Consider the following 23,483-nt stretch of genomic DNA (forward strand, 5'->3'; position numbering starts at 1 on the left):
GGTTCGCCGGTTCCGGTTGCTCGATGGTGTCGTCTGCGCGACTCTCGGATGACAGGTCCGTTTTCGGGGGGTTTCGCATGGCTGCCTGCGAGGTTTGCGGCAACGACTACTGGATGGCGTTCGAGGTGCGCACCGTCGACGGGTCGCGGCACACGTTCGACTGCTTCGAGTGCGCGGTGCACAAGATGGCGCCGATCTGCGAGCACTGCCAGACCAAGATCGTCGGCCACGGCGTCGAGGTCTCCGGCCGCTTCTTCTGCTGCGCCCACTGCGCCCGCGCCGTCGAGGGCGAGCAGGGCGCCGAGGTACGCGACGCGGTCGGCGCCCGCCCCGCCTGACGCGTACCCTCGCGGGACGCCATCGGCGTCGATCCCCGGCTAGCATCCCTCCGGTGTCCCGACGGTTGATCATCGCGGCGGCTCTGACCACCGCTCTCGCCGGCTGCTCTCCCGCCACCGAGCCCGCCCCCGCCACCGATCCGGCCCTCGTCGCGCCCTCACCCACCGACGGCGGCGCCGCCGCGGCGCTGCGCGATCGGTACGCGGCGACCGGCCGCCTGGCCGGCCTGGCCGAAAAGCCCGAGAACGCCAGCGAGCAACTCGACTCCGACGGCGTCGCCTGTGGTCGCCCGCTGCCCCTGCTCGACCGGCGGCTCGTGGTGTCGACCCGGGTCTTCGGCACGCCGGAGGAGACACCGGCCGGCGAGTTCGTCGAGATCGCCCAGGAGACGGTGGTCTACCCGGACGAGGCGACCGCCGCGGACGCGGTCCGGCAGATCTTCGGCGTGCTGGAGGCGTGCGAGCGCGACGAGGAGGCCGGCCAGGTCACCGCCGGCCACACGGCCGGGAAGCTGCCCGCCGGGTTGGGCGTGCCGGGCCGGATGGTGTCGGCCACCATGACCCTGTCCGACGGCACCCGTTTCCCGCACCGTTACGGCTGCCTCCAGCAGGGCCGGGTGACCCAGTGCGTCTGGGTCTGGACCCGCTCGGCGGCCGACACCGGCACCTGGTTCGAACGCGCCGTGACCGCCACCGCAACCGGGCTGCGCGCGTCGAAGGGCTGAGCCGCGTCGGCCCGGGCGCGCGTGAGCCGGCACGCCGAACCACGTCGGGCCGGGGGTGCGCACGACCGGCCGCAGACGCGCCGCCTAACCTGGGCCGATGCCCGTCGAGTCCCACCTGGCCGGCTTCGCCGACCTGGACGCCAGCACCTTCCACGACCTGCTCCGGCTGCGCATCGACGTGTTCGTGGTCGAGCAGTCCTGCCCGTACCCGGAACTGGACGGCCGGGACGTCGAACCCGGCACCCGGCACCTGTGGCTGAGCCGCGACGGCGTCGTGGCCGCGTACCTGCGGATCCTGGCCGACCCCGGCGGCGTGGCGCGGATCGGGCGGGTGGTGGTGGCGCCGGCGGCCCGCGGCGCGGGCCTGGCCGGCGCGCTGATGACGCAGGCCCTGGCGGTGGTGGGTGACCGGCCGTGCGTGCTGGACGCGCAGACGCACCTGGTCGGCTTCTACGCCGGGTTCGGTTTCGCCGTCGACGGCCCCGGTTACGTCGAGGACGGCATCCCGCACACACCGATGCGCCGCGACCCGACTCATTGACGTTTGTCGCTTTTTGTGGCAGTGTGCGGGCGGAGCCGCCACGCGGGAGAGGGCAACTCCCGACAGTCCGGGCGTCGTGCACCGACACCTATCCCGGAGGCTTCCATGTCCACTCCGTACCGCCGCCCGTTACCGCTCGCGGCGGCGATCCTCGCCGTCTGCGCGGTGGTGGCGGCGCTGCTCACCACCGCGTTCTCCGGCCCGGCCTCGGCGCACGGGTCGGTGGTCGACCCGGCCTCGCGCGCCTACAGCTGCTGGCAGCGCTGGGGCGGTGACTTCCAGAACCCGGCCATGGCCACCCAGGACCCGATGTGCTGGCAGGCGTGGCAGGCCGACCCGAACGCCATGTGGAACTGGAACGGCCTGTTCCGCGAGGGCGTGGCCGGCAACCACCAGGGCGCCATCCCCGACGGGCAGCTGTGCAGCGGCGGCCGCACCCAGAGCGGCCGGTACAACGCGCTCGACACCGTCGGCGCCTGGAAGACGGTGCCGGTGACAAACAACTTCCGGGTCAAGTTCTTCGACCAGGCCAGCCACGGCGCCGACTACATCCGGGTGTACGTGACAAAGCAGGGTTTCAACGCGCTCACCTCGCCACTGCGCTGGAGCGACCTGGAACTGGTCGGCCAGATCGGCAACACCCCGGCCAGCCAGTGGACGCGTGAGGTCGACGGCGTGTCCATCCAGATCCCGGCGAACGCGCCGGGCCGCACCGGCCGGCACATCGTCTACACCATCTGGCAGGCCAGCCACCTGGACCAGTCCTACTACCTGTGCAGCGACGTGGACTTCGGCGGGTCCGGCCCGACCACCCCGCCGACCACCACCCCGCCCACCAGCACGCCGCCCACGAGCACCCCGCCGACCAGCCCGCCGCCGACCACGCCGAACCCGGCCGGTGGCTGCACCGCGACGTACGCGATCACCGGGTCGTGGGGCGGCGGCTTCCAGGCCGACGTGAAGGTCACAAACAGCGGCGGATCACCCATTCGCGGCTGGTCGGTGAGCTGGAACTACCAGAACGGCCAGCAGGTCAACTCGGCGTGGAACGCCAACGTGACCACGAGCGGGACGCTGGTGACGGCACGGAACGTGGCCTACAACGGCTCGCTCGCGCCGGGTGCCAGCACCTCGTTCGGCTTCACCGGGTCGGCCGGTGCGACGAACCCGGTGCCCGGCATCCTGTCCTGCACGACGACCGCCTGACGACTGCCATCCCGGTCGGGGCTCTGCTCGACACCCGCTGGGGTGTTAAGCGGGGCCCCTTCCGCTACCGCAGGCGTTAAGAAGGGGCCCTTCCTTTCACACCAGGCAGTTGACGATGTCGGCCACCGGGCGGCGGCGACCCGTGTAGAACGGGATCTCCTCGCGCACGTGCCGGCGGGCGCCGGAGGCGCGCAGGTCGCGCATCAGGTCCACGATCCGGTGCAGCTCGTCGGCCTCGAACGCCAGCATCCACTCGTAGTCGCCCAGCGCGAACGAGGCGACGGTGTTGGCCCGTACGTCCGGGTAGCCCCGGGCCATCTTGCCGTGCTCGGCCAGCAGCTCGCGGCGCTCGGCGTCGGGCAGCAGGTACCACTCGTACGAGCGCACGAACGGGTAGACGCACAGGTAGGCGCGCGGCTGCTCGTCGTTCAGGAACGCCGGGATGTGGCTCTTGTTGAACTCGGCCGGGCGGTGCAGCGCCATCTGCGACCAGACCGGGGTCAGCGCCCGGCCCAGCGTGGTACGGCGGAACCGCAGGTACGCGTCCTGAAGCGCGTCGCTGGACGACGAGTGCCACCAGATCATCAGGTCGGCGTCGGCGCGCAGCCCGGCCACGTCGTACGTGCCCCGGATCGTGACGTCCTTGCCGGCCAGCTCGGTGAAGAGCGACTCGACCTCGTCGACGACGTTCTCCCGCAGCGACGGCAGCGGGCTGGTGGCCCGGTACACCGACCACATGGTGTAGCGGATGGTCTCGTTGAGCTCCCGCAGGCGCGCCGCGTTGGTCTGCTCGGTCATGCTGCCGATCCTTCCAGTGCCGTGATGATCTCTTCGGCCGCCGTCTCGCCGGAGCGGACGCACACCGGGATGCCGACGCCGTCGTAACCGGCTCCGGCCACTGCCAGCGTCGGGTACGCGGCGCGCAGCGCCGCCCGGACCGCCGCCACCCGGGCCGTGTGCCCGGGCGTGTACTGCGGCAGCGCGCCGCCCCACCGCTGCACGTGCCGGGCCACCGGCGCCGGCAACGGCGCGCCGAGCACCGCCGACAGCTCCCGGTGCACCGCGTCGGCCAGGTCGTCGTCGGTGAGCTGGAGCGACGTCTCGTCGCCGTACCGGCCCACCGAGGCGCGCACCAGCGCCAGCCCGTCCGGCCGCCGCAGGTGCCCCCACTTGGTGGTGAAGAACGTGGACGCCTTGATCGTCAACCCTTCGCCGGCCGGCACCAGGAAACCGGACAGCTCCGGCAGGGCCGGGCCGGGAAGGGCCAGCGTGATCAGGGCGACGCTGGCGTAGTCGAGCCCGCCGACCGTCTCGGCCGCCTCGGGCGCGGCGGCGGCGAGCAGCCGGGCGGCCGGGCGGGCCGGCACCGCGAGCAGTACCGCGTCGACCTCGACGTGCTCGGCGTCGCGGGTCGGCCCGACGGTGAGCCACCAGCCGGACGGGGTGCGGCGCAGCTCGCGTACCGCGGCGCCCCGGCGGATCGTCGCCCCGCTCGCCGTCGCCGCCGCCTCGACCAGCGTGCTCAGCCCACCGGCGAGGGTGCCGAAGACCGGTGCGCCGGGCGCGCGCGGCGCGGCGGCCTGCGCGGCGCGTACCGCCCCGACGAGCGTGTGCTCGACACGGGCCGCGCGAGCCAGCGCCGGCATCGTGGTCACAAGCGACAGGTCGTCGGCCCGCCCGGCGTACACGCCGCCGAGCATCGGGTCGACCAGCCGCTCCACCACCGCGTCTCCGAGGCGCTTGCGGACGAGCTCACCGACCGACGTGTCATCGCCGTCGGCCAGCAGCGGCCGGCCCTCGTCGCGGTCGGCGTCCGCGGCCGGCGGCGCGACCGCCGCCACCTTGTCCAGATCCCCGGGTACGCCGACGAGCGTGCCGCCCGGCACCTGGTGCAACGTGCCGTCGACGAGCAGTGCCGCCTGCCCGACTGTGGGGTGCACGATCGAGGCGTCCAGGCCGAGGCGGCGGGCCAGCGTCACCGCCGCCGACTCGCCACCGGCCGGGTCGCGCATCAGGAACGACTCCGCGCCGAACTCGACCGGGCCACCTGCGAGCTCACCGGTGAACAGCTTGCCGCCGAGGCGGCCGGACTGCTCGTACACGGTGACCTCGGTGCCCTCGGGAGCGCGGTCGCGCAACCGGACGGCGGCGGCCAGCCCGGTGATCCCGCCACCGACTATCGCCACCCGCCACGGTCGCACCACTGTCTCCTCCTAGCGCTCCGGTCGCGCGGTCAGCTCGTGCACCAGCGCGACCACCCGGGTCAGCACCTCGGGGTCGGTCTCCGGCAGCACGCCGTGACCGAGGTTGAACACGTGACCGGGCGCGGCCCGGCCCTGCTCGACGATGCGCCGCACCTCGGTCTCCACCACCGGCCAGGGCGCGAGCAGCACCGCCGGGTCGAGGTTGCCCTGCACCGCCTTGTCCGGCCCGATCCGGCCGGTGGCGACGTCCAGCGGGGTACGCCAGTCCACGCCCACCACGTCGGCGCCGGCCTCACCCATCGCGCCGAGCAGTTCGCCGGTGCCCACCCCGAAGTGGATCCGCGGCACCCCCGCGCCGGCGAGCCCGCCCAGCACGTACGTCGAGTGCGGCAGCACGAAGCGGCGGTAGTCGGCCTCGGAGAGCGCGCCGGCCCACGAGTCGAACAGCTGCACCGCTGACACCCCGGCGTCGACCTGCACCTGGAGGAACGCCAGCGTCACCTCGGCCAGCCGCGCGCACAGCGCGTGCCACAGGTCCGGGTCGCCGTACATCAGCGCCTTGGTCTTGGCGTGGGTGCGCGACGGCCCGCCCTCGACCAGGTAGCTGGCCAGCGTGAACGGGGCCCCGGCGAAGCCGATCAGCGGGGTGTCGCCCAGCTCGACGACGAGCCGGCGGACCGCCTCGTCCACGTACGACACGTCGTCGCGCCCGATCGGGTTGATGCGCTCGACGTCGGCCGCCGTACGGATCGGCTCGGCCACCACCGGGCCGGTACCGGGCACGATGTCCAGGTCGACGCCGGCCGCCGCGACCGGCACCACGATGTCGCTGAACAGGATCGCCGCGTCCACGCCGTGCCGGCGCACCGGCTGGAGCGTGATCTCGGTGACCAGGTCCGGTCGGCGGCAGGACTCCAGCATCGGCACGTTCGCCCGGATCTCGCGGTACTCCGGCAGCGACCGGCCGGCCTGGCGCATGAACCAGACCGGGGTGTGCGGGCCCGGCTCGCGCCGGCAGGCGCGGACGAAGGGCGAGTCGGCCGGCCCGCCGCGGCGGGGTTCTCCGTCTCGGGCGGCAGTGCCCGTGGTGTCGGTGGTCATCGCGGCAATCGTGCCACGCCCCCGGCGCGCGTCCGCGCTCACCGTCCGCATTTGTGACGTAGAAGGAAGACGCCTCCGGTGGAGCGGTGCCTTAACCGCCGATCACCCGGCGCGCCGTCGCGCGCGGCACGGTGGGTGCGACATAGGCTGCCCGCATGGCCCCCCCGATCGCGCTCCCGGAAACGTTCGCTCGCGCGGTCGCGGGGCTGCGGTCGGTGACACCCCGCCCGGAGATCGTCCTGGAGGAGGTCGGCGCACCGCAGCGGCTGGCCCCGTACGCGTTCGCGCTCTCCGCCGCGGTGCTGCGCGACGACGACGAGGTGGCCACCGGCCGGCTGATCCTGCTGCACGACCCGGCCGGGCACGAGGCGTGGCAGGGCACGCTGCGGCTGGTCACGTACGTCACCGCCGAACTGGAGGTCGAACTGGCCAGCGACCCGCTGCTGCCCGGCGTCGGCTGGACCTGGCTGACCGACGCGCTCGACGCGCAGGGCGCCGGGCACCGGGCGATCGGCGGCACCGTCACCCAGACGCTCTCCACCCGCTTCGGCGAGCTGGCCGGGCCGCCCGCCGCCGGTGACATCGAGATCCGGGCCTCCTGGACGCCGTTGCGCGCCGACCTGGGCCCGCACCTGCTCGGCTGGTGCACGCTGCTCGCGTCCACGGCCGGCCTGCCGCCGCCCGGCGTCACCGCGCTGCCGTCCCGCCGCTCCTACGGCGCCGCCTGACCGCACCCGCTCGGATGCGCGAAGGCCGCCCCGGACGAACCGGGGCGGCCTCGAAGCGGACGCCGGTCAGAGGTAGTTCTCGGCCTCGTCGCAGATCTTGTCCAGACCCTTGCTGGCCGTCTCGAAGGCGGCCCGGTCGCCGCGCGACGCCGCCGCGATGGCGGTGGTCAGCTTGTCCAGGCAGTTCGCGATGACCTTCTTCTGCCGGGCCTGCTCGTCCCGGTCGTTCTTGGTGCCGGTCAGGTCCTGCTGGGTGTCCGACAGCCGCTCCTGGACCGTCTTCAGCTCACCCTTGAGCTTCTCGATCTCCTGCTGGTTCGTCGAGATGGTGCTGTCGCGCTGGCTGACCGTCTGCCGCGACTCGTCCAGGTCGCCGTTCGTCGAGACGTACAGGAACGTCATGACGCCGCCGAAGACGAACAGCAACGCGGCGACGAGGCCGAGCACCAGCGGCGCCCACCTCCGGCCGCCGCCCGCGGCCGGCGCGGGGCCCGCCGGGCCGTAGGGGCCGGGCGGCCCGGACATCGGCGGCGGCGCGAAGCCGGGGCCGGAGACCGGCGGGGCCGACGCGGGCGGGACCGACATCGGCTGCGCGTAGCCCGGCCCGGAGACCGGCGGCGCCGACATCGGCTGGGCCGGTGGCGGGGCGTATCCCGGCTGGGCCGGTGGCGGGGCGTATCCCGGCTGGGCCGGCGCTGCGGGCGGGTATCCGCCGTACCCGTGACCGTCCGGCACGCCGGGCTGCTGCACTGTCGGCGCGGGCTGGTTCGGGTCGTACTGCTGGGGCGCGGGCGGGCTGCCGTACGGGCTGCCGTAGACCGTGCCCCCCGGCGCCGGGGGCGGGTTCTCGCCCCCGGCCGGTGGGTAGGACATGTCGTTCCTCCAGATGTTCTGGTCCCCCGCGGGGTGGCCCGGTGGGCCGGGGTCGATGCGGTACGGACGGCCCACACCGGTGTGGGCCTGCGGTCAGCAGAGCCGGAACCGGTCGCAGGCCGTCTTGATCGGCACCGCCAGCCCGATGCCCTCGGCGCTGCGGGCCTTGGCCGTGGCGATGCCCACGACCTCCTTCGAGCCGTTGATCACCGGGCCGCCGGAGTTACCCGGGTTGATCGGCGCGTCGAACTGGATCACCGGCCCGCCGCCGCGCTCGTCGTCGCGGAACGCGCTGACCACGCCGGTGGTGACGCTGTCCTGCAACCCGAGTGGCGCGCCGACCACGATGATCTGCTGGCCGGACCGGACCGGGGCGCGGGCCGCGACCAGCCCGGTGAACTTGGCGGTGGCCTGCAACTGCGCCAGGTCCTTCTCCTTGTCGGTGGCGATGATCGTCGCCTCGAACCGCTGGTCCTTGCGCTCCAGGAACACCTTGCGCTCACCGGCGTTGAAGACCGCCTCGACCACGTGGAAGTTGGTGAGCAGCGTGGTACCGCCACCGGACGGCGCCTTGCCGACGGCGAACGCCGTACCGGTGAACTGCCCGGCCCGCACCCGGAACACGCTCGGCAGCACCGCGCTGGCCACCGCCTCCGGGTTGAACGCCGCGTCGGCCTGCTTCTCCAGGCTGCCGGCGCGCTGCTCCAGGCCGTCGAGCCGGCCGGCGTCGGAGTCCTGCCCCTCGGCCATCCGCTTGTCGGCGGCGGCGAGCCGGTCGTCGAGCCGGTAGATCTGGTACGCCTGCACGCCGGTGACCACGATCAGCACGGCGACCAGGGCCAGCGCCACCACCGCCACCCGGCTGCGCCGGGACGGCCGGCCGGCGGCGGGTGCGCCGACGGGGGCCGGCTGACCGGGGTACGCGGAGCCGGGCTGCCCCGGCTGGGACGGGGCGGACACCTGCTGGCCCGGGTAGGCGGGCGCGGACACCGGCCCGCCCGGGTAGCTGGGCGCGGACACCGGCTGGCCGGGATACGCCGGGCCGCTGCCGGACGGGCCCGGGTAGGCCGGTGCGGCGGACCGCGAGGTCTGCGCCGGCACGGCGCCGAAGGACGACGGCTGGCCCGGCGTGGCGCCGTAGGACGGCTGGCCCGGCGTGGAGCCGTAGGACGGCTGGCCCGGCGTGGAGCCGTAGGAGGGCTGAGCCGGCGTGCTGCCGTAGGACGGCTGGGCCGGCTGGGCCGTGGCGGGCGGGGTCGCGACGCCGGACGAGGACGCGTAGGCGCTGGTCCGCGGCGTGCCGGCCGGGTCCGGACCACCCGGGTAGCCGGCGGGCGACGGGACGGCGGCCCGGGCCGACTGCGCCGGGTAGCCGGAGGCCCCGCCCCACTCGGGCGCTCCGCCGAACGATCCGGGCACCGGCGCCGGAGCGGCGGGCGGGGCGAAGCGCGGCGGCAGCGGTCCCGGCCGGTCGGCTGCCGTGTCGCCGCCGCCCTGCCCCGGCACGTCGTCGCCGGTTCCGTACCCGCCTGTCATGCTCGCCCGTCCTCCCCGTCGGCTTCGCCGACGCCCCCCGACCGCTGTGGTCCGGCCCGTACGCCGTTCGCGGCTCGATGGACCGTACCGGCGGGATCGGGCTTTGTCTTCCCTCTTGTCCGACCCTCTCACGGCTCCGCAACCCGTGCTTTCCGGTCACCTGCCGGCCATCGCGCCGACACGCGCCCGACCGGCTGCGCACACCGGATCGTCCGGCCTACTAGGGTTGTCAGGTGACCGACGAACCACCCCTGCGCCGTCGGGCCGCCGAAAGCCGTACCGGGGAGGCATCCGCCCAGCCGACGCCGGCCCTGCCGGAGCCGGCGGACGCGGGGACCGAGACCGATCCGGACGCGGCCGTCCCCCTGACCGCGCCGCGCGACGGCACGCCCGCCCCGGTGGCCACACCCGCCGAGTTGGACGAGGTCGTGGCCCGCTTCGCGGCCGGCACCGGCCCGGTGGCCCTGGACGCCGAACGCGCCTCCGGCTACCGCTACAGCCAGCGCGCCTACCTGGTGCAGTTGCGCCGGGCCGGCGCCGGCACCGCGCTCATCGACCCGCTGCCGCTGCCCGACCTGTCCGCCCTGGACGCGGCGATCGCCGACACCGAGTGGGTGCTGCACGCCGCCAGCCAGGACCTCGCCTGCCTGGCCGAGGTGGGGCTGCGCCCGCGGCGGTTGTTCGACACCGAACTGGCCGCCCGGCTGGCCGGGTTCGAGCGGGTCGGCCTGGCCGCGCTGACCGAACAGCTACTCGGGTACAGCCTGGAGAAGCACCACTCCGCCGCCGACTGGTCCAGCCGGCCGCTGCCGGAGTCCTGGCTGACGTACGCGGCGCTCGACGTCGAACTGCTCGTGGACCTGCGCGACGCGCTGGACGACGAGTTGCGGCGGCAGGGCAAGTCCGGCTGGGCGGCAGAGGAGTTCGACGCGCTGGTGCGGGGCGGCGCCCGCCCGCCGAAGGTGCGCGCCGAGCCGTGGCGGCGCACGTCCGGCATCCACCGGGTACGCGGCGCCCGCGCCCAGGCCCGGGTGCGCTCCCTCTGGTACGCGCGGGACCAGATCGCCTCCCGCCGGGACGCCGCGCCGGGCCGGGTGCTGCCCGACTCGGCCATCGTGGCCGCCGCCGAACTCGACCCGAAGGACGAGAAGACGCTGCTCACGCTCCCCGGTTTCGGTGGGCGTTCGGTGCGCCGGCTGGCGCGTACCTGGCTGGCGGCGCTCGACGACGCACGCCAGTTGCCGGACGACGCGCTGCCGGTGAGCCCGGCCGTGGAGGGGCCGCCCCCGCCGCACCGGTGGGCCGAACGCGACCCGGTGGCCGCCGGTCGGCTCGCCCGCGCCCGGGAGGTGGTGGTCGGCACCGCCGGGGCGCACCGGCTGCCGGCGGAGAACCTGATCGCGCCGGACTCGATCCGCCGGCTGGCCTGGCAGCCACCGGCTGAGGTCAGCGACGGGACGGTTGCGGACGCGCTACGCGGGTACGGAGCCCGCGAGTGGCAGATCGGGCTGCTCCTGCCCGCCCTGACGGAGGCGTTGCGCACCCCGCAGCAGTGACATCGGCGGCGGCGGTGTGAGGTGGGCCACGCGGGGGGTGGTGCCACGTCTGGTTACTGACGAGTAGCATCCGGGGAAATGCCCGTGCCGAGGGAGGCTCCAAGTGCCCCGTGAAGTTCGGGATGTCGTCTTCGTCGACGGCGTCCGTACCCCGTTCGGCAAGGCGGGTGGGATGTACGCCAACACCCGCGCCGACGATCTGGTGATCCGCTGCATCCGCGAGCTGATGCGCCGCAACCCGCAACTGCCGCCGGAGAAGGTGGAGGAGGTGGCCATCGCCGCCACCACCCAGATCGGTGACCAGGGCCTGACCATCGGCCGTACCGCCGCCCTGCTGGCCGGCCTGCCCAAGACCGTGCCCGGCTTCGCCATCGACCGGATGTGCGCCGGCGCGATGACCGCCGTCACCACAGTGGCCAGCGGCATCGCCATGGGCGCGTACGACGTGGCCATCGCCGGCGGCGTCGAGCACATGGGCCGCCACCCGATGGGCGAGGGCGTCGACCCCAACCCGCGCATCGTCGCGGAGAAGCTGGTCGACCCGTCCGCCCTGGTGATGGGCTCCACCGCGGAGAACCTGCACGACCGCGTCCCGCACATCACCAAGGAGCGCACCGACGCGTTCGCGCTGGCGTCGCAGCAGAAGACCGCCAAGGCGTACGCCAACGGCAAGCTCCAGGGCGACCTGGTGCCGGTGGCGACCCGCGACCCGGAGACGGGCTGGGGCCTGGCCGCCGTGGACGAGGCGCCCCGCGACACCTCGATGGAGAAGCTGGCCGGGCTGAAGACCCCGTTCCGGCCGCACGGCAAGGTCACCGCCGGTAACGCGGCCGGCCTGAACGACGGCGCCACCGCCGCGCTGCTGGTCGCCGAGGAGACCGCCCGCGAGCTGGGCCTGCCGGTCGGCATGCGCCTGGTGTCGTTCGGCTTCGTCGGCGTCGAGCCCGAGGTGATGGGCGTCGGCCCGATCCCGTCGACCGAGAAGGCGCTGCGCATCGCCGGCCTGAGCATCGACGACATCGGCCTGTTCGAGCTGAACGAGGCGTTCGCGGTGCAGGTGCTCGCCTTCCTCGACCACTTCGGCATCGCCGACGACGACCCGCGGGTCAACGCGTGGGGCGGCGCGATCGCCATCGGTCACCCGCTCGCGTCCTCCGGCGTCCGGCTGATGACCCAGCTCGCCCGCCAGTTCGCCGAGCACCCCGAGGTCCGCTACGGCCTCACCGCCATGTGCATCGGCATCGGCATGGGCGGCACCGTGATCTGGGAGAACCCGCACTGGGAGGGTGGAGATCAGTGAGCGCGAGGAGTGAGCTTGCGAGCCCCGCAGTCGCGAACGAAGGAGTCGCAGTGAGCCTCGCCGCACCGAACGAGGTCGTCACCAAGGCGCTGCTGCGCCAGGTGGCCGTACCCGGGCTGGACCGGCCCGCCGCCCTCATCACGCTGGACAACGGCTTCGACCACACCAAGCCGAACACCTTCGGCCCGGCCGGCCTGACCAGCCTGGACGAGGCGATCACCGCCGCGCTGGCGGCGGAGCCGGCGTTCATCGCGGTCACCGGCAAGCCGTACATCTTCTGCGTGGGCGCGGACATCACCAGCCTGCCCGCGCTGGAGAACCGCGACCAGGCGCTGGAGATCGGCCGGCTGGGCCACCGGGTCTTCGCCCGGCTCAAGGACAGCACCGTCCCCACCTTCGCGTTCGTCAACGGCGCGGCGATGGGCGGCGGCCTGGAGCTGGCGCTGCACTGCCACTACCGGACGCTGTCGGCGGGCGCGGCGGCCCTGGCGCTGCCCGAGGTCTCGCTCGGCCTGATCCCCGGCTGGGGCGGTACGCAGCTGCTGCCGAACCTGATCGGCATCCCGGCCGCGACGCAGGTCATCATCCAGAACCCGCTGATGCAGAACAAGATGCTCAAGCCGAAGCAGGCGGCCGAGATGGGCGTCGCGGACGTGCTGCTGGAGCCGGCCGACTTCCTGGAGCGGTCGCTGGAGTGGGCCGCCGGCGTCGTCCGGGGCGAGGTCACCGTCACCCGGCCCGAGGTCGACAAGGACATGTGGGCGGGCGTGCTCTACTTCGCCCGGCAGACCCTCGACCAGCGGCTGCACGGCGCGGTCCCGTCCGCGTACAAGGCGCTCGACCTGCTGGAGACGGCGAAGGACGCCGATTTCGCCACCGGCACCGCGGCGGAGGACGAGGCCCTCGCGGACCTGGTCTTCTCCGAGGAGCTGCGTAGCGGCCTGTACGCCTTCGACCTGGTGCAGCGGCGGGCCAAGCGCCCGGCCGGGGCGCCGGACAAGGGCCTGGCCCGGCCGGTCACCAAGGTGGGCATCGTCGGTGCCGGCCTGATGGCCAGCCAGCTCGCGCTGCTGTTCGCCCGGCGGCTCCAGGTGCCGGTCGTGATGACCGACCTGGATCAGTCCCGCGTGGACAAGGGTGTGGGCTACGTGCACACCCAGATCGAGAAGGCCGTCAGCAAGGGCCGGATGGACAAGGGCACCGCGGCCAAGCTGTACGGCCTGGTCAGCGGCTCGGTCGACAAGTCCGTCTTCGCCGACGCCGACTTCGTCATCGAGGCCGTGTTCGAGGACCTGGGCGTCAAGAAGCAGGTCTGGGCGGAGCTGGAGAAGATCGTCAAGCCGGAGGCGGTGCTCGCCACCAACACCAGCTCGCTGTCCATCACCGAGATGGCCGCCGAGCTGGAGCACCCGGAGCGGGTGGTCGGCTTCCACTTCTTCAACCCGGTCGCGGTGCTGCCGCTGCTGGAGATCGTCCGCGGCGAGCGGACCGACGACGCCACGCTGGCCACCGCGTTCGCTGTCGGCAAGCAGCTCAAGAAGTCGTCGGTGCTGGTCTCCGACGCCCCGGCATTCGTGGTGAACCGGCTGCTGACCCGCTTCCTCGGCACCGTGTTCGCGGCCGTCGACCAGGGCACCCCGCTGGACGTGGCGAACAGCGCGCTGGACCCGCTGGGCCTGCCGATGCGCCCGCTGGCGCTGCTGCAGCTCGTCGGGCCGGCCGTGGCGTACCACGTCGGCGGCACCCTGCACGAGGCGTTCCCGGACCGCTTCGGCGTCAGCGAGAACCTCAAGCGGATCGCCGACTCGGGCCAGCCGATCGTGGTCGACGACCAGATCAACGACGAGGTGGCGAAGCTGCTCGTGGTCGGCGACCAGCCGCTCACCGCCGAGCAGGTCCGGCAGAACGCGCTGGACGCGCTGGCGCAGGAGATCCGGCTCATGCTCGACGAGGGCGTCGTCGCCGAGGCACAGGACATCGACCTGTGCATGATCCTCGGCGCCGGCTGGCCGTTCCACCTGGGCGGCGTCACGCCGTACCTGGACCGGACCGGCACCTCCGAGCGGGTCACCGGCAAGCGCTTCCTGCCGCGCGGCGTGGCCAGCCTGCGCTGACCGGCACAAACACATCGATCGCGGTGGTCGGGCTGTCCGTTCCGGACGGCCCGGCCACCGCGATCGGCGTCTGCGGCCCAGGTCACGGGTAGGTCGCGGTTTGGCGACGCCGCCCTTGGGCGGACAGCGGGCTGTCGGTGGGGCTGGCTACGATCACGCGTCCAGTTTTCTCACAGGAGCTGCCTACATGTCCCAGCCGCCGTCCACTCCCTACTCCGGCAACTACCCCTCCCCCCAGCAACAACCCGGTGGCTACCAGCCGCCGCAGCAGCCGCAGTACGGCGGCGACTACCCGCAGAACCCGCAGCAGCAGTACGGCGGCGACTACCCGCCGCAGCAGCCGCAGTACGGCAGCCAGCTCGGTGCACCGGTCCCGCCGAAGAAGAAGTCCGGCGTCGGCAAGATCCTGCTGATCGTCCTCGCGGTGGTCCTGGTGCTCTGCGTCGGCGGCGGTGTCGCCGCCTACTTCGCCACGAAGGACACGGTCGACGAGGTGGTCACCGCCACCAAGACGCGGGTGGTCGAGCCGCAGACGCTCGGCGGCCGGCCGAAGGTCACCGACCCGCAGCTGCAGAGCGCCGCGACGCAGATGAAGGCCTCGCTCAGCAAGGACGTGCCGGACGCGACGAGCACGGCCGGCGCCTTCTACGGCGACCCGGCGAAGAAGGACCTGGTCATGATCGTCGCCGTGTCCGGCGTCATGGCCGACCCGAAGAAGGAGCTGAACGACGCCGTCACGGCGGTCACGCCGGACCTGGGCACCACTGACTTCAAGACGGTCGACGCGGGTCCGCTCGGCGGCGACGCCAAGTGCTCCGACGGCAAGGCCTCGGGTGAGCAGGTGGCCGTCTGCATCTGGGCCGACCGGGGCAGCCTCGGCATGGTCGTCGTCTACTTCAAGTCCGCCGCGGAGCTCCAGAAGGAGTTCGTCACCATGCGGGGCGAGATCGAGAAGCAGGACTGACACCCGTCACGCACCGGGCCCCCGCCGTCACGGCGGGGGCCCGGTGTCGTTTCCGGATCAGGCGGACGCGGCCCGTTCGACCCAGCTCCGGCAGACGCAGAACTCGTTGCCCTCGGGGTCTGCCAGCACCACCCAGCCGCTTCCGTCCGGCCGGCGCCGGTCGGCCACAAGCGTGGCGCCGAGGTCGCGCAGCCGCGCCACCTCCTCGTCCCGGGTGCCCTCGGCCGGGTGCAGGTCGATGTGGAACGCGCCCTTGCCGTGCCGCTCGCCCACCCGGACGAACAGCAGGTCGGGCCCCTGTCCGGCGGGGGCGGCGAGGACCGCCTCCGGGTCGTCCGGGTGGTCGTCGTCGGCGAGCTGCCGGTCGAGCACGCGGGCCCACCAGCCGGCCAGGGTGTACGGATCGTCGGACTCGACGGTCACGCAGTGGATCTGTGCACTCATGGTGCTTCCTCCTGTGGGGAACGCGCCCCGGCGGAGTGGGACGTCAGCGGGGAACGCGGGGCGCGGGACGGTTCACGACGGACATCGACCACACCCCCTTTCCACCTCTCGGGCTGACCGGTTGATCATTCCACCGCCCGCGCCGAGCACACAACCCCGCTCGTGCAAGGAAGGGCCCCTTGTTAACAGCGAGCTGTTAACAAGGGGCCCTTCCTCTACCGCAGGCGTTAATGAGGGGCCCTTCCTTACGGGCCGACGAACACCGCCTTCGCGCGCCAGTCGACGCCGTCGACCGCCGGGCCGCTGCGCACCGTGAACGTCCCCGACGGAGCGCCGTTGGTCCAGTCGACGGCGGACAGGTCGCCGGTGCTCCGGTTCACCTTGTAGAGCGTGCCGCCGGCCACGAAGACCGCGCCCGTGTCGGCGAACCCGCTCGCGCCGGCCACCGTGAACCGGTCGGCGCCGACCACGCCGCTGTCCGGCGTGAACCAGCGCCAGAACAGGCCGTTCTGCCCGGTCAGCGTGTAGTAGAGCCGCCCGCCGGAGTAGAACATGCCGGTCACGTTCGGGATCTCGGCGTAGAAGCCGGTGGTCGCGCCGACGTACGTCTGCCCGGTCGGCCCGGAGTTGGTGATCACGGTGTCCCAGTACGGGTCGTGGTACGGGTCCACCAGCTCGGGCGTGCCGAACGTGGTGCCGTCGAACGTGCGCCGCCACAGCGCGCCGTCGTTGCCGTAGAACAGCGTCCCGCCGACCCAGAACGCGCTACGCGTGGCCGACCACACGGTCTCGTCCGGGTTCGCCACCGGGCTGGGCGTGCCGACGCCGGTCAGCCCGTCGTACGAGCGGACCTGCACCTCCTCGCCGGTGCCGGAGGGCGGAGGGCCGGTCTTGACGATCTCGACGGCATCGACGAGCGGGTTCTCCTTGACGTGGCGGAACTCGATGTCGACGGTGCCGTCGCTGGTGACGGTGAACTCCCGCATGGTGCCCACGTTGTGCCCGACGCTGGCGGACAGGTCCAGGTCGTCGAGGACGACGGTGCCGTCCAGCGCCACGTCGAAGACGCGGGTGTTCGGGGCGGAGGTGCCGTCGTACCGGTTGGCCAGGTAGAGCCGTACGTGCACCTCGGTGCCGGTGGGCACCGGGAACTGCCAGAGCATCTCCGCGCCGCCGGCCGGGTCGTAGCGCTCGTCGCTGTAGAGCGCGGGCGGGGTGCCGGCCGGCACCGTCGAGTCCAGGCTGCCGACCGTGTTGAAGCTGGAGGTCGAACTGCCGGTGTTGTGGTACGGGCTGGGGCTGGAACTGGTGTCGGCCGCCCAGTCCGGTCCGCCGTCGGTGGCCGCCACCACCGGGCCACCGGCGTTCACCCGGTACAGCACGTTCGTCGGCTTCGGCAGGCCGGCCTGGTACACGTTGCCGGGCAACGTGGCCGTGGTGGTCGGGTGCGGCGCCTTGCCGCCGGCCAGCGGGAAGAACGCGATCCGCTCCCGGCGGTACTGGAAGTTGCCGATCCAGAGCGTGTCGCCGCCGACCCAGAGCCCGGACTCGGTGACGAGCATCTCGGACGCGCCGATGCCACGCGGGTGCCGGCCCGGGTTCCAGGACAGCGGCAGGCCGTTTACCGGGTCGAGCGCGGCGATGCTGGCCCGGCCGACCGCGCCGGCCCGGGCGTTGTCGGTGCCGGCGGTGTTGTTGAGCCAGCGGAGGTGCCCGCCGACGTAGACGGCCTGCTCGCTGATGCCGACGGACAGGAAGGTGTCGCCGCCGCTGTAGTCGACCCAGGTCGGCTGGAGGTTCGCGCCGGTCGCGCCGGCCTCCCAGCGGGCCGCGGTGTCGCAGAGCGTCCCGCCGTACGGGGCGCCGGTGGTGACCACCACGAAGTAGCTGTTGTCCGGGGAGAACGCGACGTCGCGGACGTACGAGTCGAACGACTGCCACTTGCAGCGCGGCGTGTAACGGGCCGTGTTCCAGTCCGCGACGGTGGCGGCGGTGGCACCCAGGTCGATCTTGACGATCTGGTCGTGCAGCACCCCGTCGGCCTTCTTGAAGTTGCCGATGACGACGAGCTGTGTGCCGTCCGGGGAGACGGCGAGCTTCTCCGCGCCGACGCCGGCCTTGGCGCCGCTGACGCCGTCCCAGTTGTGGTTCTCGGTCAACGTCGTGGTGAGGTAGCCGTCGACCGCCCCGGTGGTGGCGTTGAGCGAGGCGAGCCCGCCGCGCGGGTTGGGGTTGCCGGCCGTGGTGAAGATGCCGCCGACCAGCAGCCGGTTGCCGACCAGTGCGATGTCCTTGACCAGCCCGTTGAACGCCGGCGGCGCGAAGCTGGTGACGACCGCCCCGGTGGCGACGTCGAGCAGGGCCACCTTGCGCCGGGTCACGCCGTTGACGGTGTTGAACTTGCCGGCCACGAAGACCGTGCCCGCCGTGGGACCGGCGACGACCGCCGTCACCTCGTTGTCGAGCGTGGGCGCGAACGCGGTGTCCACCTGACCGGTGGCCTTGTCGAAGGCGAGCAGGTAGTCGCGGGGGATGTCGACGTCGGAGTTGCGGTTCTGCACCCGGGTGAAGGAGCCACCCGCGATGATCTTCGTACCGGCGTCGTGGATCGCGTCGACCGAGCCGTCCTGGACGTCGGGCGAGGCGGCGGAGGGGACGGTGTGGACCACTGTGTCGTGGCCGGGCGCGGCGGCGGCCGCGGGCGTGGCCGGAGAGAGACCGGCTACGGTGAGGGCGCCGGCGGTGAGGACCGCGAGGAGACGGCGGCGGCGCGAGGCCGAGTGGTGGGTCACGGGCAGCTCCGGTGGGTGAGCAGGGTGAGGCGTCGCTGCGCTTACTCTCCGTTGATCAGCGGCTCCGCGTCCAGCGCGGGCGGCGCATTCTGCCCGACCACCGCGCCGCCGGAGCCGACCACCGTCCGGTCCGGCCAGGACAGCCGAGTCCGTCCGCACGAAAAGGTGAGGTGGCCTCACCGGCCGGGCGGGCCGGATCGGCGGTCAGGTGGCCGCCGCCGGGTCGGCCGACGGAAGCGTGACTGTCACCTCCAGGCCGCCGCCGGGCTGGGCGACCGCCTTGACCGTGCCGCCGTGCGCGTCGCTGACCGCCCGGACGATCGACAGGCCGAGACCGGAGCCGCGCGCGCCGGTGCGTTCCTGGCCGCCGCGCCGGAACGGCTCGAACAGCCCGGGTACGTCGGCCGGGGCGACCTCGAAGCCGGTGTTGCCCACCACCAGCCAGGACCGTTCCCCGTCGGTGCCGGTGCGGATCCAGATCCGGCCGTGCAGGTGGTTGTAGCGGACCGCGTTCTCCACCAGGTTGCCGGCGAGCCGGTCGAGCAGGCCGGGATCGCCGACCACCGGTGCCGGGCGCAGCGAGGTGTGCACCTTCAGGCCGATGCGCTCGACCTCCCGGGAGACGGCGGACAGCGCGTTGGCGGTGCCGATGGCGAGGTCCGACTCGGTACGCCGGGCCAGCCGCCGCCCGGTCTGCGCCTCGCTGCGCGCCAGCACGAGCAGCGCGTCGACCAGGCCGTTCGCGCGTTCGGAGGCGTCGCGCACCACGCCCGCCATGCGGCGGTACTCGGCGAGGTCGGCGTCGTCGTCGCTGAGCGTCACGTCGATTTCGGTACGCATCACCGCCAGCGGCGTACGCAGCTCGTGCGAGGCGTTCGCGACGAACCGCTTCTGCGTCTCGAACGCGCCGCTGATCCGGTCGAGCATGGCGTCGAACGTCTCGGCCAGCTCGGCCACCTCGTCGTCGGCGCCAAACCAGCCGATCCGCTCGTCCAGCGTGGCCTCGCCGAGCCGGCGGGCGGTCGCGGTGACCTGGTGCAGCGGGCGCAGCGCCCGGCCGGCCACCAGGTACGCCCCGGCCACCCCGACCATGCTGATCGCGACCAGCGCGAGCAGCCCCTTGACCAGCAGTTCCTGCGACGCTGCGTCGACCAGTTGCCGCTGCCACTGCCCGGCGTCGAGGCTGCGCCCGTCGCTGAGCACCACTGTGGTGCCGGGTAGCAGCTCGTCGGTGGGGCGCAGCGCGTCGCGGACCAGCAGCCAGGCCAGCAACACCAGGATCGCCCCGGCGCCGACCAGCAGCACGCCGTTGAGCAGGGTCAGCCGCAGCCGCAGCGTCGGCCGCACCCGGCGCGCAGTCCGCGTGGTCACTGCTGAACCCCGCCGATGCGGTATCCCGCGCCCACGACTGTGTCGATCAGCGGCGGGTCGCCGAGCTTCTTGCGCAGGGTCATCACCGTCACCCGGACGATCGTGGTGAACGGGTCGGTGTTGGCGTCCCAGACCCGCTCCAGCAGCTCCTCGCTGGACACCACGGCGCCGCGCGCCTTGAGCAGCTCGGCGAGCACGCCGAACTCCTTGTTCGTGAGGTCGAGCGGCACACCGCGCCGGCTCACCGCCCGGCGGGCCGGGTCGAGCACCAGGTCGGCCACCTCCAGCACCGGCGGCGCCGCCGGGGTGGCGCGGCGGCCGAGCGCCTGCACGCGGGCCACCAGCTCGTCGAACGCGAACGGCTTGGCCAGGTAGTCGTCGGCGCCGAGCTGCAACCCCTCCACCCGGTCGGCGACGGTGCCGCTGGCGGTCAGCATCAGCACCCGGGTCAGCGCGCCGGAGGAGGCCAGGTCGGCGCAGATCCGGTCGCCGTGCACGCCGGGCAGGTCGCGGTCCAGGATCACCACGTCGTAGCGGGTGACGAATGCCGCCTCGTGCCCGGCGTCGCCGTCGTAGGCGACGTCCACGGCCATCCCACGCTTGCGCAGCCCGCGCGCGATCGCGTCGGCGAGGTTGCGCTCGTCCTCGACCACCAGTACCCGCATCCCGGCCTCCCACCTCGTGACCCCTGACAACCTAGTGCGGCAGGCAAAACCGCACCGCCGGGGAGCGCGGTAGTCGCCCCGGACCGGCGCGGCACCGGCACGCGCCGCGCTCCACCTGCTGCCACCGGCCCCGGGTGGTGACTGAACGTCACTCCGGCGCGCTCATCGACACGTCACGCACCGTGATGAGCACTTGTGGAGGCCGGATGGAACGTCGGCGGAAGCAGAGCGCCATGAGCAGCAGAAACAGCGAGTCGGCCGGCACCACCAGAGACACCCCAGCGCGCCCTTTGCTCTGCAGCCACCGGCGCAACCGTCGCCCACCGTTACCGCCGCGCATAAGGCTGCAGAGCAAAGGGCGCGCGGGTGATGGTGCCGGGGGCGAGCTCCGGCCACGTTGGGTGACGGCGCGGCGCGACGGTCGGCCGCGCCCGGCGGCACGCGCCGCCGTTGCAGAAAACCTTCGGGTACGCGATGCTCGGCGGCGATGATCGACATGCGCAGCAGCCACAGGTCACGTCCACGCCGGGCGGGTCCCCGGTGACCGGCCGCGACGTCGCGTACCACCGGTTCCGCTTCCCGGCGGACCGGGACCGTGGTCACGCGGACGGGCTGCGTGCCGGGCCGGACGGGCTGACGCTCGACGGCGCGGCGGGCCGGGTCACGCACACCGACCCGCACTCCGGGACCACGGCCGAGTACGCCGCCGGCACCTGGACCTCCCCGGTGGCACCCGCCGGTTTCGCCGTCACCGAGCTGGTGCCCTCCTGGACCGCCGACACCCCGCCCGGCTGCTGGCTGCGCGTCGAGCTGCGCGGCTGGGCCGGCGGCACGGCCGCCACCGGCTGGTACGACCTGGGCCACTGGGCCGCCGACGACAGCGCGGTGCACCGTGCCTCCGTACCCGGGCAGGAGGACGACCGGGCACGGGTCGCCGCCGACACGCTGCGGGTGACCGGCACGACGGTGACCGGCTGGCAGGCCCGCGTGACGATGCACCGCCGGCTCGACGCGCCCGCCGGCCCGGTGCTGCGCACGGTGGGCGTGGTCGCCTCGACCGACCCGCCCCGCGGCGCGGAGGCGGCCGGCGGCGGGGCGGACGGCGCGTGGGGACGGGTGCTGGAGGTGCCGCGCTACGCGCAGCGGCTGCACGCCGCCGGGGAGACCCGCTGGGGTGGCGGCGGCGACTCCTGGTGCAGTCCCACCTGCGTGTCGATGGTGCTCGACTACTGGGGTGCCGGCCCCACCCCGGACCGGTACGCCTGGGTGGCGCCGCCCGGCCCCCGCCCCCAGGTGGTGCACGCCGCCCGGCACTGCTACGACCACGCCTTCGGCGGGCCGGGCAACTGGCCGTTCAACACGGCGTACGCGGCCACGCACGGGGTGGACGCCTTCGTCACCCGGCTGCGCTCGCTGGCCGAGGCGGAACGGTTCGTGGCCGCCGGCATCCCGCTGATCGTCTCGGCCGCGTTCACCGCCGGCCAGGTGCCCGGGCTGGACTACGACACCCGGGGACACCTCATGGTGCTGGCCGGCTTCACCGCCGACGGCGACCCGGTGCTCAACGACCCGTACGCGCCGGACGACGAGCGGGTCCGCCGCACCGTGCCGCGCGAACCGTTCGAGAGCGCCTGGCAGGCGGGCAGCGGCGGGGTCGCGTACGTGCTGCGGCCGGAGTCGACGCCGCTGCCGCCGCCACCGGCACAGGCCAACTGGTGATCAGCGGCCGACCGGCCAGATCACCATGCCACCGGTCGGTCGCAGGCACACCAGCGCGGTACCCGTGTCCGCGCACTCGGACCAGGCACCCGGCAGGATCCCCCGGATCCGCACCTGGCCGGCCGCCACGTCCAGCGCGCCAACGAGCGTCCGGTCCTCGGTGAGCGTGCGCAGTCCGATCAGCGGCGCGGACGGCAGGTCGTTGCCGGAGACGCGCCAGCGGCCCAGCCGGGCCAGCACCCGGCCGGTCGGCGGGTCCAGCGCCGACAGTTCCAGCTCCTCCCCCACCCCGCGCTCGGCCGCGATCAGCCGGTCGCCGACCGGGCCCAGCCCGAGCCAGCGCTCGTCCGACCAGGCCGGACGGCCGGTGGCCGGGTCGAGTGCCTGCGCACCGCCCACCTGGTTCCGCAGGCACACCATCCCGGCGCATTCGGCGAACCAGAGCCCGGCACGGGAGCCGACCGGCACGCTCCACCGCTCGTCGAGCCGGTCCAGCCCGTACGCGGTGACCGAGCCCTGGGCGTCCTCGACCAGCAGGAGATCGGCCACCACCTGCGCGTACCGGTAGGCGGCGCGGTCGGCAACGGACGCCACCCGGCCGGTGTGCGCGACCGCGCCGGAGTCCGCGTCGTACACGGTCACCCGGCCCTGCGGGGTGACCAGGACGAGCTGCGTCACCCCGTGGTCGTCGCGGCGGTAACCCACCTCCTGGCCCGGCACGGGCAGCGTCCACCGCACCGCGCCGGAGGCCGGGTCCACGGCCCGCACGGTGCCCGCGCCCGGTGGGCGCGGATTCTCCAGCAGCAGCCCACCGGACGCGGTCCGCACCGGGTAGCCGGGATGCCGCCAGCCCAGTGTGCCGGTGGCCGGGTCGAGCATGGCCGACACCGAGTCGCCGTCCCCGGCCGGGCTGCTCGTCACCAGCAGCCCTCCGCCCACGGCGGTGAGCCCGAGCACGTGGTCCCCGGCGGTCAGCGCGAACCGCCAGACGGGTTCCCCGCTGGACAGCCGGTGCGCGACGACCACCCGTCCACCGGGGCCGATCGCGGCCGGGCCGTCGGCCACCACCACCCGGTCGGGCAGGATCACGAACGCGGCGCCCTGCGGGGCGGGCACCCGGATCGGCTCGGCCCGGCGCGGCGGCCCGGCGGCGGCGGTCACCACCAGCAGCACCAGGAAGCCGAGGAGCGCCACTCGCGCCGTGGGCCCCGGCGGCCGGCGCGGCGGCGCGGCGACCGGCTCGTCGGCGGACTCGCCGTGCCGCATCTCCCCCAGTTCGATCACCGGGCTCACGTCAGCCGCCGCA

General features: G+C 73.7%; 21 protein-coding genes. 10 read left to right on the forward strand and 11 right to left on the reverse strand.

Annotated features, from left to right (window positions below):
* Window positions 1-77: 77 nt before the first annotated feature.
* The 4 genes from ACGFIA_RS00750 (at window position 78) to ACGFIA_RS00765 (ending at window position 2,810) form a co-directional block, all read left to right on the forward strand.
* The gene (locus ACGFIA_RS00750; RefSeq protein ID WP_121686440.1) at window positions 78-338 is read left to right on the forward strand and encodes a Prokaryotic metallothionein; all 261 of its coding nucleotides are present in this window, start codon (window positions 78-80) and stop codon (window positions 336-338) included.
* Window positions 339-391: 53 nt separating this feature from the next.
* Window positions 392-1,063 carry a hypothetical protein gene (locus ACGFIA_RS00755; protein ID WP_357382712.1) on the forward strand — a complete coding sequence of 224 codons (672 nt, stop codon included), beginning with the start codon at window positions 392-394 and terminating at the stop codon, window positions 1,061-1,063.
* Window positions 1,064-1,160: 97 nt separating this feature from the next.
* Window positions 1,161-1,604: a GNAT family N-acetyltransferase gene (locus tag ACGFIA_RS00760; protein WP_357382710.1), complete on the forward strand. Its 444-nt coding sequence runs from the start codon at window positions 1,161-1,163 to the stop codon at window positions 1,602-1,604.
* 105 nt (window positions 1,605-1,709) lie between these two features.
* Window positions 1,710-2,810 (forward strand): lytic polysaccharide monooxygenase, encoded by a 1,101-nt coding sequence (locus tag ACGFIA_RS00765; RefSeq protein ID WP_357382708.1) that lies wholly within the window; start codon window positions 1,710-1,712, stop codon window positions 2,808-2,810.
* Window positions 2,811-2,906: 96 nt separating this feature from the next.
* On the opposite strand, the gene hemQ is transcribed toward ACGFIA_RS00765, so the two are convergent.
* Genes hemQ through hemE form a run of 3 tightly spaced genes read right to left on the reverse strand, consistent with a single transcriptional unit; the run spans window position 2,907 to window position 6,115 of the window.
* Window positions 2,907-3,608, reverse strand: coding sequence for a hydrogen peroxide-dependent heme synthase (hemQ, locus tag ACGFIA_RS00770; RefSeq protein WP_393257717.1), 702 nt, complete (start codon window positions 3,606-3,608; stop codon window positions 2,907-2,909).
* Window positions 3,605-5,014 (reverse strand): protoporphyrinogen oxidase, encoded by a 1,410-nt coding sequence (gene hemG, locus ACGFIA_RS00775; protein WP_393257720.1) that lies wholly within the window; start codon window positions 5,012-5,014, stop codon window positions 3,605-3,607. The genes hemQ and hemG overlap by 4 nt, the downstream gene beginning before the upstream one ends.
* Window positions 5,015-5,023: 9 nt before the next feature.
* Window positions 5,024-6,115, reverse strand: a complete 1,092-nt coding sequence (gene hemE, locus ACGFIA_RS00780) for a uroporphyrinogen decarboxylase (protein WP_393257723.1) — start codon at window positions 6,113-6,115, stop codon at window positions 5,024-5,026.
* A gap of 155 nt (window positions 6,116-6,270) precedes the next feature.
* Here hemE and ACGFIA_RS00785 point away from each other — a divergent pair, with 155 nt between their 5' ends.
* A complete protein-coding gene (locus ACGFIA_RS00785; protein ID WP_393257726.1) occupies window positions 6,271-6,843 on the forward strand; it encodes a DUF3000 domain-containing protein in 573 nt (190 codons plus the stop codon).
* A 66-nt stretch (window positions 6,844-6,909) separates the two neighbouring features.
* Here the strand turns inward: ACGFIA_RS00785 and ACGFIA_RS00790 are convergent, their stop codons facing one another.
* Entirely contained in the window at window positions 6,910-7,716 is an 807-nt protein-coding gene (locus ACGFIA_RS00790) for a hypothetical protein (protein ID WP_357382698.1), read from the reverse strand.
* A 93-nt stretch (window positions 7,717-7,809) separates the two neighbouring features.
* Window positions 7,810-9,252, reverse strand: a complete 1,443-nt coding sequence (locus ACGFIA_RS00795; protein WP_393257730.1) for a trypsin-like peptidase domain-containing protein — start codon at window positions 9,250-9,252, stop codon at window positions 7,810-7,812.
* 233 nt (window positions 9,253-9,485) lie between these two features.
* Here ACGFIA_RS00795 and ACGFIA_RS00800 point away from each other — a divergent pair, with 233 nt between their 5' ends.
* From ACGFIA_RS00800 to ACGFIA_RS00815, 4 genes are all read left to right on the forward strand, one after another.
* Window positions 9,486-10,808 (forward strand): ribonuclease D, encoded by a 1,323-nt coding sequence (locus ACGFIA_RS00800; RefSeq protein ID WP_357382696.1) that lies wholly within the window; start codon window positions 9,486-9,488, stop codon window positions 10,806-10,808.
* 103 nt (window positions 10,809-10,911) lie between these two features.
* On the forward strand, window positions 10,912-12,108 hold the full coding sequence (locus ACGFIA_RS00805) for a thiolase family protein (protein WP_357382694.1): 1,197 nt from the start codon (window positions 10,912-10,914) through the stop codon (window positions 12,106-12,108).
* Window positions 12,109-12,158: 50 nt separating this feature from the next.
* On the forward strand, window positions 12,159-14,222 hold the full coding sequence (locus ACGFIA_RS00810; RefSeq protein WP_357382692.1) for a 3-hydroxyacyl-CoA dehydrogenase NAD-binding domain-containing protein: 2,064 nt from the start codon (window positions 12,159-12,161) through the stop codon (window positions 14,220-14,222).
* A gap of 187 nt (window positions 14,223-14,409) precedes the next feature.
* Window positions 14,410-15,186 (forward strand): hypothetical protein, encoded by a 777-nt coding sequence (locus ACGFIA_RS00815; protein ID WP_393257735.1) that lies wholly within the window; start codon window positions 14,410-14,412, stop codon window positions 15,184-15,186.
* A 57-nt stretch (window positions 15,187-15,243) separates the two neighbouring features.
* On the opposite strand, the gene ACGFIA_RS00820 is transcribed toward ACGFIA_RS00815, so the two are convergent.
* From ACGFIA_RS00820 to ACGFIA_RS00840, 5 genes are all read right to left on the reverse strand, one after another.
* A complete protein-coding gene (locus ACGFIA_RS00820) occupies window positions 15,244-15,630 on the reverse strand; it encodes a VOC family protein (RefSeq protein ID WP_357467471.1) in 387 nt (128 codons plus the stop codon).
* Between the two features lie 245 nt (window positions 15,631-15,875).
* On the reverse strand, window positions 15,876-18,422 hold the full coding sequence (locus ACGFIA_RS00825) for a malectin domain-containing carbohydrate-binding protein (protein ID WP_393257740.1): 2,547 nt from the start codon (window positions 18,420-18,422) through the stop codon (window positions 15,876-15,878).
* A 204-nt stretch (window positions 18,423-18,626) separates the two neighbouring features.
* Entirely contained in the window at window positions 18,627-19,793 is a 1,167-nt protein-coding gene (locus ACGFIA_RS00830) for a sensor histidine kinase (protein ID WP_393257743.1), read from the reverse strand.
* Window positions 19,790-20,458, reverse strand: a complete 669-nt coding sequence (locus ACGFIA_RS00835; RefSeq protein WP_357382684.1) for a response regulator transcription factor — start codon at window positions 20,456-20,458, stop codon at window positions 19,790-19,792. The genes ACGFIA_RS00830 and ACGFIA_RS00835 overlap by 4 nt, the downstream gene beginning before the upstream one ends.
* Before the next feature lie 148 nt (window positions 20,459-20,606).
* A complete protein-coding gene (locus ACGFIA_RS00840) occupies window positions 20,607-20,735 on the reverse strand; it encodes a hypothetical protein (RefSeq protein ID WP_357476123.1) in 129 nt (42 codons plus the stop codon).
* A gap of 173 nt (window positions 20,736-20,908) precedes the next feature.
* On the opposite strand from ACGFIA_RS00840, the gene ACGFIA_RS00845 reads away from it, so the two are divergent.
* The gene (locus ACGFIA_RS00845) at window positions 20,909-22,177 is read left to right on the forward strand and encodes a peptidase C39 family protein (RefSeq protein WP_393257747.1); all 1,269 of its coding nucleotides are present in this window, start codon (window positions 20,909-20,911) and stop codon (window positions 22,175-22,177) included.
* On the opposite strand, the gene ACGFIA_RS00850 is transcribed toward ACGFIA_RS00845, so the two are convergent.
* Window positions 22,178-23,470 carry a PQQ-binding-like beta-propeller repeat protein gene (locus tag ACGFIA_RS00850; RefSeq protein WP_393257750.1) on the reverse strand — a complete coding sequence of 431 codons (1,293 nt, stop codon included), beginning with the start codon at window positions 23,468-23,470 and terminating at the stop codon, window positions 22,178-22,180.
* Window positions 23,471-23,483 lie beyond the last annotated feature (13 nt).

This window comes from Micromonospora sp. NPDC049203, assembly GCF_043197215.1.
In the GTDB taxonomy this organism is placed as follows: Bacteria; Actinomycetota; Actinomycetes; order Mycobacteriales; family Micromonosporaceae; genus Micromonospora.